Origin of the sequence: Bacillus sp. 22475 (genome assembly GCF_052044835.1) — a bacterium.
GTDB lineage: Bacteria > Bacillota > Bacilli > Bacillales > Bacillaceae_G > Bacillus_A > Bacillus_A cereus.
Window position 1 is genome coordinate 1 of the sequence record NZ_JBQENW010000072.1, and the last position, 4,047, is coordinate 4,047.

A 4,047-nucleotide genomic window follows, 5' to 3' on the forward strand; every position below is an offset into this window, starting at 1 on the left:
AGAACCGGCGCACAGGTGCTGCATGGCTGTCGTCAGCTCGTGTCGTGAGATGTTGGGTTAAGTCCCGCAACGAGCGCAACCCTTGTCCTTAGTTGCTACGCAAGAGCACTCTAAGGAGACTGCCGGTGACAAACCGGAGGAAGGTGGGGATGACGTCAAGTCCTCATGGCCCTTATGGGTAGGGCTTCACACGTCATACAATGGTCGGAACAGAGGGTTGCCAACCCGCGAGGGGGAGCTAATCCCAGAAAACCGATCGTAGTCCGGATTGCACTCTGCAACTCGAGTGCATGAAGCTGGAATCGCTAGTAATCGCGGATCAGCATGCCGCGGTGAATACGTTCCCGGGTCTTGTACACACCGCCCGTCACACCATGGGAGTGGGTTTTACCAGAAGTGGCTAGTCTAACCGCAAGGAGGACGGTCACCACGGTAGGATTCATGACTGGGGTGAAGTCGTAACAAGGTAGCCGTATCGGAAGGTGCGGCTGGATCACCTCCTTTCCAGAGCTTCTCGCACAAGTTGAGCGCTCACGCTTATCGGCTGTAAATTAAAGACAGACTCAGGGGTCTGTAGCTCAGTCGGTTAGAGCACCGTCTTGATAAGGCGGGGGTCGTTGGTTCGAATCCAACCAGACCCACCAATGTCTTGTCTGGCGGTAGGTACCTGAGGAAATCTGTACTCNATGGGGGCATAGCTCAGCTGGGAGAGCACCTGCTTTGCAAGCAGGGGGTCGTCGGTTCGATCCCGTCTGCCTCCACCAATCTTCAATGACAAGCGTTCGACGTGGTCGAGTTTTTGTCATTGGCGATTGAGCCAGTCAGAGGATATCAACAGATATCGGCTGTCGTTCTTTAACAATCTGGAAGAAGCAAGTAATTTGGATAGCGGAAGCGTCTTGAGATGGACGTGAAAACTATCCGGGTTGTGATTGTATCGATGTATCTCAAGATGATTCGAACTTCATTGTTCGGCTCAATTGGAATACGGCACAACGCGAGAACTCAACCTGTAGCGACTGTCGTCCCCCATGCGGGGATGGGCCCCTCGTAAGCGCTAAAGCGCTAACGATGGCCGACATGAGACAGACTCGTTATAGGGTCAAGCGAACAAGTGCATGTGGTGGATGCCTTGGCGATCACAGGCGATGAAGGACGCGGTAGCCTGCGAAAAGCTACGGGGAGCTGGCAAACGAGCTTTGATCCGTAGATGTCCGAATGGGGAAACCCACTCCTTTTGGAGTATCCATGGCTGAATACATAGGCCATGTGAAGCGAACGCGGTGAACTGAAACATCTAAGTAACCGCAGGAAAAGAAATCAACCGAGATTCCCAAAGTAGTGGCGAGCGAAATGGGATGAGCCTTGCACTCTTTATTTGTATTGTTAGCCGAACGCTCTGGAAAGTGCGGCCATAGCAGGTGATAGCCCTGTAGGCGAAAACAGTATGAAAGAACTAGGTGTGCGACAAGTAGGGCGGGACACGTGAAATCCTGTCTGAAGATGGGGGGACCATCCTCCAAGGCTAAATACTCGTGATCGACCGATAGTGAACCAGTACCGTGAGGGAAAGGCGAAAAGAACCCCGGGAGGGGAGTGAAATAGATCCTGAAACCGCATGCATACAAACAGTCGGAGCCTCGCAAGGGGTGACGGCGTACCTTTTGTATAATGGGTCAGCGACTTACGTTCAGTAGCAAGCTTAACCGTATAGGGCAGGCGTAGCGAAAGCGAGTCCGAATAGGGCGTTCAGTTGCTGGGCGTAGACCCGAAACCAAGTGATCTATCCATGGCCAGGATGAAGGTGCGGTAACACGTACTGGAGGTCCGAACCCACTAACGTTGAAAAGTTAGGGGATGAGCTGTGGATAGGGGTGAAAGGCTAAACAAACTTGGAAATAGCTGGTTCTCTCCGAAAACTATTTAGGTAGTGCCTCGTGTCTCACCTTCGGGGGTAGAGCACTGTCATGGTTGGGGGGTCTATTGCAGATTACCCCGCCATAGCAAACTCCGAATACCGAAGAGTGCAATCACGGGAGACAGACATCGGGTGCTAACGTCCGGTGTCAAGAGGGAAACAACCCAGACCGCCAGCTAAGGTCCCCAAATATAGCTAAGTGGGAAACGAAGTGGGAAGGCTAAAACAGTCAGGAGGTTGGCTTAGAAGCAGCCACCCTTTAAAGAAAGCGTAATAGCTCACTGATCGAGTCGTCCTGCGCGGAAGATGTAACGGGGCTAAGCTATATACCGAAGCTGCGGATGCGAGCTTTGCTCGCATGGTAGGAGAGCGTTCCGTAAGCCTGCGAAGGTGCGTTGAAAAGCGTGCTGGAGGTATCGGAAGTGCGAATGCTGACATGAGTAGCGATAAAGGGGGTGAAAGGCCCCCTCGCCGTAAGCCCAAGGTTTCCTACGCAACGTTCATCGGCGTAGGGTGAGTCGGCCCCTAAGGCGAGGCAGAAATGCGTAGCTGATGGGAAGCAGGTCAATATTCCTGCACCATTGTTAGATGCGATGGGGGGACGGATCGCGGAAGGTTGTCCGGGTGTTGGAAGTCCCGGTCGCTGCATTGGAGAAGGCGCTTAGGCAAATCCGGGCGCGGGATTCAAGGGTGTGGCGCGAGCTCCTTCGGGAGCGAAGCAATTGGAAGTGGTTCCAAGAAAAGCCTCTAAGCTTCAGTCTAACGATGACCGTACCGCAAACCGACACAGGTGGGCGAGATGAGTATTCTAAGGCGCTTGAGAGAACTCGGGAGAAGGAACTCGGCAAATTGGTACCGTAACTTCGGGATAAGGTACGCCCTTGTAGCTTGATGCGCCTGCGCGCAGAGGGTGAAGGGGTTGCAATAAACTGGTGGCTGCGACTGTTTAATAAAAACACAGCACTCTGCAAACACGAAAGTGGACGTATAGGGTGTGACGCCTGCCCGGTGCCGGAAGATTAAATGATGGGGTGCAAGCTCTTGATTGAAGTCCCGGTAAACGGCGGCCGTAACTATAACGGTCCTAAGGTAGCGAAATTCCTTGTCGGGTAAGTTCCGACCTGCACGAATGGCGTAACGATGGCCACACTGTCTCCTCCCGAGACTCAGCGAAGTTGAAGTGTTTGTGATGATGCAATCTACCCGCGGCTAGACGGAAAGACCCCATGAACCTTTACTGTAGCTTTGCATTGGACTTTGAACCGATCTGTGTAGGATAGGTGGGAGGCTATGAAACCGGAACGCTAGTTTCGGTGGAGCCGTCCTTGAAATACCACCCTGGTTTGTTTGAGGTTCTAACCTTGGCCCGTGATCCGGGTCGGGGACAGTGCATGGTAGGCAGTTTGACTGGGGCGGTCTCCTCCCAAAGCGTAACGGAGGAGTACGAAGGTACGCTAGGTACGGTCGGAAATCGTGCTGATAGTGCAATGGCATAAGCGTGCTTAACTGCGAGACCGACAAGTCGAGCAGGTGCGAAAGCAGGTCATAGTGATCCGGTGGTTCTGTATGGAAGGGCCATCGCTCAACGGATAAAAGGTACTCTGGGGATAACAGGCTGATACCGCCCAAGAGTTCATATCGACGGCGGTGTTTGGCACCTCGATGTCGGCTCATCTCATCCTGGGGCTGTAGCCGGTCCCAAGGGTATGGCTGTTCGCCATTTAAAGAGGTACGTGAGCTGGGTTTAAAACGTCGTGAGACAGTTTGGTCCCTATCTGCCGTGGGCGTTGGATATTTGAAGGGGGCTGCTCCTAGTACGAGAGGACCGGAGTGGACGAACCTCTGGTGTACCGGTTGTCACGCCAGTGGCATCGCCGGGTAGCTATGTTCGGAAGAGATAACCGCTGAAAGCATCTAAGCGGGAAACTCGCCTTAAGATGAGATATCCCTGGGGACTAGATCCCCTTGAAGGGTCGTTCGAGACCAGGACGTTGATAGGTCAGGTGTGTAAGCGCAGTAATGCGTTCAGCTAACTGATACTAATTGCCCGTAAGGCTTGATCCTATAACAAGTCTGCCTTGTAGATCGGCGCGGTGCGCAAGCACTGAGCAAGATCCAGGCGACAAGTT

The 4,047-nt window shown here is 53.2% G+C and carries 2 tRNA genes and 2 rRNA genes; all 4 read left to right on the forward strand.

What is annotated here, in order from left to right:
* Positions 1-504 (forward strand): 16S ribosomal RNA (locus tag ACTJJY_RS31680); the annotation flags it as partial.
* A 63-nt stretch (positions 505-567) separates the two neighbouring features.
* Positions 568-644 (forward strand) — tRNA-Ile (locus ACTJJY_RS31685).
* 44 nt (positions 645-688) lie between these two features.
* Positions 689-764: transfer RNA gene (locus ACTJJY_RS31690), tRNA-Ala, on the forward strand.
* 336 nt (positions 765-1,100) lie between these two features.
* Positions 1,101-3,982, forward strand: a 23S ribosomal RNA gene (locus ACTJJY_RS31695).
* Positions 3,983-4,047 lie beyond the last annotated feature (65 nt).